General features: G+C 66.5%; 2 protein-coding genes. Both read left to right on the top strand.

Annotated elements, in window-relative coordinates:
* Positions 1–971, top strand: a 971-nt coding sequence (locus VM054_01430) for a 4Fe-4S dicluster domain-containing protein (GenBank protein ID HUT97719.1), incomplete at its 5' end; no start/stop codon positions are given.
* Between the two features lie 126 nt (positions 972–1,097).
* Positions 1,098–2,048 (top strand): CsgG/HfaB family protein (locus VM054_01425; GenBank protein ID HUT97718.1); only part of this gene is annotated, 951 nt, incomplete at its 3' end.

Raw genomic sequence — 2,048 nt, 5'->3', positions numbered from 1 at the left:
CTAGGGTAACCACGGCCGGCGCGCCGCCCGCAAGGGGGAGGGCGCTGGTGGCGAAACTCATGCCGAGCCGCCCCTGGCGCATCGCCTTCGCCACCACACTCATCGCGGTCTTATTCCCCGCCTCCCGCCTGATCCTTCTGCTGATTCTCGGCGTGTGCTTCCTCATCGTCGGACCGGCCTCCCGTTGGGCGAAGAGGAACCGCCTCGTCCTGGCGCTTCTGATTCTGGGGGTCCCGACGCTGGTCATGGGCGTGGGCTACGTCCTCGAGAACGCCAAACGGATTGATTTCGACGCCCTTCAGCCCGGCACCTACACCGGTCACGGCATCGGAAAGAACACCGTCGAGCCCCTCGAGGTCACGGCGGTGGTGGGGGAGGACGGCTCGCTCGAGCTCTCCGTCACCGCGCAGTCGGAGAGCGGGGGCCGCCCCGCGGTGGAGCGGGCCCTGACCGAGGTTCCCGCCGCCATTGCGTCGTCGAGGAGCCTGGAGGTGGACGCGATTTCCGGAGCCACCTTCACCACCCAGGGCATCCAGGAGGCCAGCCGGCAGGCGCTCGCCGAGGCCGGGGGCGCCGGCAAGCAGCCCTGGCCGGTCCTGGCGCTGCAGTGGCTCACCGTGGGCGAGCCCTCACGGGAGACCCTCTTCCAGCTCTGCATCATCTTCGGCATCATCTTCCTGCTGGACTTCATGATATCCGGCGTGATGGTCCGCAACACCGGCGAGAGCCTGAACTGTTACAACTGCCAGGCCTGCGTCGGCGTGTGTCCCGTGGGGCGGGTGGAGGACGACGTGCCGCTGCCGATGACGATGGTGCTGGAGACGCGGCTGGGCAACTACGCCCGGGTGGAGGAGCTCGCCAAGTACTGCGTGGGCTGCGCCCGGTGCGCCGCGCGCTGCCCCAACGGCATCAGCGCCGTCTCCATGGCGGGGAAGGCCATCGCCGCCAAGCGGAGCCTCTTCGAGGTCTGAAGCGCCGGACGCCGCTAACCGAAAAAAGCGACCCGAAACAGTCGCGCTCCCCCGATTCCTCAAACCGGGTCAGAAAATGCAGTATAGTTCATCCATCCGACATCACATAATCTTCCGGGGGCTTCCATGAAACGAATCACTACCGTGCTTTTTGCCGTTATGATCCCGCTCGGCGCATTCGTCGCAGGCTGCTCCGTCGAGGTGCACACATTCAGCCAGTACCGGCCCACGGCCAAGGCCGACGGGGAGCCCACACCCTACACGGTTTTCATCGAACCGGTGAACATTCACGGCACCTTCACCACCGACACCCGTTTCCCCAACCTGGCCGGCTACCTCACCGAGTCTTGCAAGTACTACGCCTACGAAAAGGGGCTGTTTTCGGAAATCGTCAACGGTGGTGAGTCCGATCTCATCCTGAAGCTGGACCTGCGCGACTTCAACTGCGAGCAGGAGAACGAGGGCTGGGGGTTGGTTCTGGACATCTGCGGCGGCGTGTACGCCGCCGGTGCAATCGTGAGCCTGACGACGGACTCCGACACGCTGTCCCGGTCGTGGCCCGTCTACCTCGGCCTCTCCGCCGCCTGCTTCGTGCCCGGGCTGCTCATCCCCTACGTAAAGGCCGAGCTGGAGCTGGACGTCGAGCTCCTCGATCCCTACACCCGGGAGACTTTCTACGAGGGGACGTTCTACGGCCGGGGGCGCTCCGAGGACGGCGAGGGCTTCGACGAGGCGATGCGCCGGGCCGTCAACGAGGCCCTCGACGGCGCCTATACCATGCTGGACCCGGTGGTCCGCGACCTGGACTTCGCCCCGGGGGGCGGGGCCGGCGCCCATCTGAGCGAGGCCACCCGCATCGCCATCCTGGATTTCGAGCCCCTCGGCGTCCCCGAGTCCGAGGCGGCCACGGTGAGCGAACTGTTCCGCTCGGCCCTCTTCAACACCCGGCGCTTCGTCGTCATCGAGCGCAGCCGCATGGGGGAAATCTTCGAGGAGCAGGGTTTCGTCCTGTCGGGCTGCACCGACGTGGAGTGCGCCGTCACCGCCGGCGAGATTCTGGACGTCGAGGTCATCCTC

This window comes from bacterium (assembly GCA_035528375.1).
Taxonomy (GTDB): Bacteria; RBG-13-66-14; RBG-13-66-14; order RBG-13-66-14; family RBG-13-66-14; genus RBG-13-66-14.
Note: the sequence above shows the minus strand (reverse complement) of the source record. Positions and strands in the feature narration are given on the sequence as shown.